5 protein-coding genes are annotated in these 4095 nt (G+C 31.8%); all 5 read left to right on the top strand.

The annotated features are described in order from the left end of the window. Positions 1-238 precede the first annotated feature (238 nt). The 5 genes from ACK4M9_RS22600 (at position 239) to ACK4M9_RS22620 (ending at position 3646) form a co-directional block, all read left to right on the top strand. Positions 239-736: a kinase gene (locus ACK4M9_RS22600; RefSeq protein WP_409855038.1), complete on the top strand. Its 498-nt coding sequence runs from the start codon at positions 239-241 to the stop codon at positions 734-736. A gap of 54 nt (positions 737-790) precedes the next feature. Beyond that, the gene (locus ACK4M9_RS22605; protein WP_409855039.1) at positions 791-1360 is read left to right on the top strand and encodes a nucleotidyltransferase domain-containing protein; all 570 of its coding nucleotides are present in this window, start codon (positions 791-793) and stop codon (positions 1358-1360) included. Between the two features lie 370 nt (positions 1361-1730). Beyond that, positions 1731-2372 carry an HD domain-containing protein gene (locus tag ACK4M9_RS22610; protein WP_409855040.1) on the top strand — a complete coding sequence of 214 codons (642 nt, stop codon included), beginning with the start codon at positions 1731-1733 and terminating at the stop codon, positions 2370-2372. Between the two features lie 62 nt (positions 2373-2434). Next, on the top strand, positions 2435-3088 hold the full coding sequence (locus ACK4M9_RS22615) for an HAD family hydrolase (protein ID WP_409855042.1): 654 nt from the start codon (positions 2435-2437) through the stop codon (positions 3086-3088). A 177-nt stretch (positions 3089-3265) separates the two neighbouring features. Beyond that, positions 3266-3646 (top strand): hypothetical protein, encoded by a 381-nt coding sequence (locus ACK4M9_RS22620; protein WP_409855041.1) that lies wholly within the window; start codon positions 3266-3268, stop codon positions 3644-3646. Positions 3647-4095 lie beyond the last annotated feature (449 nt).

Raw genomic sequence — 4095 nt, forward strand, 5'->3', positions numbered from 1 at the left:
AAACAACAGAATCACCAGCAAGTAATAAACCAACTAACTACTCATAGATTCAAGTAATTTAATAATTCTTTTCATACCTTATTTGTTATTTTCTGGTATGATTTATTTATGAAACACCTTTTTGTGAAGTGTTTCACTTAAACTATCGAAGCAGTTATGTTCAATAAGGAAAAATTGATTATTTATTTGAAGTTTTAACAATAAGATATAAAAAAATAGAGCATGGGCAGGGAAGTTTATGGAATCTAAGTTAATTATCTTACGAGGCAATTCGGGGAGTGGAAAAACTACGATAGCGAAATGCCTTCAAAATCATTTAGGTCATGGAACGCTTTTGGTTTCTCAGGATGTCGTTCGTCGTGATATGTTGAAGGTTCACGATAGAGATGGAAATCTTTCAATTGATTTGATTCGCCAAATTGCGGAATATGGTAAAGGTAAGTGTGAATTTGTCATTGTGGAAGGAATTTTAAATAAAAGCCGTTATGGTGAAATGCTTAAGGACTTAATCAAGTTCTATAACCAAGAGGCATATACTTATTATTTTGATTTAACCTTTGAAGAAACAGTCATACGTCATAACTCTCGTGCTAAAAAGATGGAATTTGGAGAAAACTCTTTACGTGCCTGGTGGAATTCGAACGATTACCTTGAAGTGCAGGGAGAAACACTATTTACTAATGATATGTCGCAAAATGATGTATTGAAACAGATTTTAAATCAACTTCAAAAGTAATTATCCTTTTGGCTTCTTCACTAAAGAGCAGAAGAGTTTAATAGGGGGATATATATGTCACTTGAACAATGTCAGCGAATTACCGAATTAATGGCAGGTTTTGAAAAAGCGTGGTTTATTGCTGGTGGATGGGCGATTGATCTTTTTATTGGTAAAGAAACAAGGGAACATTCAGATATAGAGATTGCTATATTTCGAAAAGAACAATTATATTTAAAAGATTATCTTAAAGAATGGGAGTTTAAAAAGGTTATTAAAGGAGAATTTCATACTTGGGGAAATGAATATTTGGAGTTACCAATTCACGAAATACACTCTTCCAATAAGTTAAATGGAGATACAATAGAAGTTCTTCTTAATGAGACGGAAGAGAATGATTGGAAATTCAGAAGAGATTTAAGGATTTCCTACCCACTAAATTCAGTTTGGAGTTATTCTGAAACAGGCATTCCCTATCTTAATCCTGAAATTGTTCTGTTGTATAAGGCAAAGAACACAAGAGAGATAGACCATCAAGATTTTATGATAATAAAGGACTATCTTGATAATAAGAAGAAGCAATGGCTTCGATATGCTCTTGAATTGCACGAACCAAAACATGAGTGGCTTCAATATTTGTACTAATGGTTGTTCAACTAAAGAGAGCGTATGTTGAAGAAGAAAAACGAAAAACAACAAAACCATTTGTTGCACAGTTCAACGATACTTGTAACTAAAACGATTTTAATGGCGATCACAATTCAAGTGATCGTCTTTCTTAGTTGACTAGATACTGTGCAACAAGTAATTTACCAACTACTCATAGATACGAGTAGTTTAGCAATTTATTTACACCTAATTTGTTATTTTCTGGTATGATTTATTTATGAAGATACATTACATTGTGAAAAGCTTCACTTAAAATATCGAGCAGAAGAGTTGAAGAAGGAAAATTATACTTCAGTAAAGAAAGATATTTATTACGAATTCTTAATTTGAAAGGGAATGACATCCCATGAAATATATATTGGATAGAAATTATGCAAATGAGCTTCTTGAATGGGCATATAACCAAAACCCAGGACCGTGGTTTAAACATTCAATTAATGTCGCAAAAGCCACTGAAAATATTTTAATTGAATTAAATAAAGTTGGATATAATTTTGACGTTGATTTAGGGTATAATGCCGCTCTATTGCACGATATAGGTAGGTATAAAGGATTTACCAAGTCTGTCATTCATTCATACGATGGCTACATTTATTTCAAGGAATTAGGTTTTACTGGTAATGCAATTATTTGTGTTACTCATTCATTTCCTTGCATGAATGTACATATAGAAAAAGCAGCTGACTGGAGCCTTGTCCCTAAACATATAAAGTTAAAGTTGGTTGAGATTCTAGATGAGAACAGCACATATGATATTTATAATAAAGTAATCACTTTGTGCGATGCTTTTGCTGATTCCGAGGGTTTTACTACACTTGAGAAAAGATTAATATCGGTTGGTTTACGTCATGGAACAACTGTACACACTTCGCTACACTGGAAGGGGTTTTATACAATTAAAAACGAGTTAGAAGGACTGCTCAATAAAAGCATATACAAACTACTCCCAGGTGTAGAAGATTCAATATATACCAATATAGAACATTAATTATTAGAGTTAGTTTTTTAACAAATTTGAAGATACAATACTTTGATAAAGGGTGTGTAGTTATTAAAGCGGTTATTTTTGATTTTGATGGTACACTTGCTGATACTTTGCCAGTTTGTTTTTATGCATTTCAAGCTGTATTTAAGGACTTTGACAATAAAGTGGTTACTCCAGATGAACTAAAGGCTATGTTCGGTCCATCTGAGACAGGAATCATCAGAGAGAATCTTATGGATTCAAATCATGATAAAGCAATTGAGTTATATTATGAGAAATATAGGGAAAAACACCTGGAACTTGTTCTTGAAAATGAGGAGATTAACGATTTACTCATGTTTTTAAAAAGAGAAGGTTATAAATTGGGCATTGTAACAGGAAAAGCTAGCAGAAGTTTGCTTATCTCTTTAGAGTGCCTTAATATGAATGACTTATTTGATGTGATAATCACTGGTGATGATGTTTCTATACCAAAACCTCATCCAGAAGGATTGAACAAGGCATTGGCACAGCTTAACATAAAAAACTCTGATGCTATTTTTTTAGGAGATAGTGACGCTGACATTCTGGCTGGTAAACAAGCTAACGTACATACAATCGGAGTACAGTGGTTCCCAAATTATCAGACATTAAAATTTGGTGTTCAACCAGACCAACTGTTAAGTAATATAAATGAATTCATACAATCACTTAAAAATAACAGGTATGAACAACAGTAAAGTATGTAATAGATTTAGTCTTATTTAAGTAAAGAGTGCAATTAAACAAGCTGTTGCTGCTGTTATGGTGCTAACGGGCAGGTTAATTGAAGAAGTATTGAGTTACCCATACACAATTGACTGATAGTTTTTTATGATAATCAAAAAAAATCAAGACTCTGAAGTAAGGGGTAAAAGATGAAGAAATTTATTTCGTTAAACTTAATTTTGCATATTGTGTTTTGGGTAGGAACCATACTTACGGTATTTATAATATATAAGGATATAGATACTTCGCTTTCTTTTAGATTTATTATTGGATATGTAATTTATCTTCTTCTCTATGCAATATTCTCCATATATCTAATCATTGCAAATACAAGGAAGTTAAATTGGATTCATATAAGAAAAAGATTTTTTACGTTTATTACATGGTTTATTTCTTTAAGTGCTGTACATTATCTAATTGATTATTTTTTTAGACACTCGGAAATAGATGTTTGGGGTTTCACTATTCCTTTAGGATTAGCACTTGGATTGGCTTTTTCTGATTTAATGACTTTGAAAAAGAAAGGCTAAAGCATTAATGTTTTTGCAAAAGAAAATCCTTTTCTGAACTAAGGATAATGTCTTTTTGTTCTTTCATTAACGGAGGCTTTAGTGGCACAAGCCGTTGTTGCTGTTGTGATACTAACGAAGCAGAATCTTTAAAGACGAAAAATGAAAAGGAAGGAGAAATAGATATGAAAATCGAGAAAAACGGAACACTTTATTTAAATTTGATATTGGGTTCAATAGGAATTATTTTAATAGCTTTGGGTATTTTTGAATTTCTTGTAATTGTTGAGAGTACAATGTCGGCGTATATACTTACATTGTTAGGATTTATAACAATAGTTCACTATATATGTATTTGATAAATTAATTTTGAGCCACTTTTTAAGCGTTTGATCACATAAAAAATGAGCCACATAATTTCCAATTTCACTAACCTCTCTTATAGTAGAAAGTGACCAAACTACCTACAT

It is taken from the genome of Anaerobacillus sp. (genome assembly GCF_046314235.1).
Taxonomy (GTDB): domain Bacteria; phylum Bacillota; class Bacilli; order Bacillales; family Anaerobacillaceae; genus Anaerobacillus.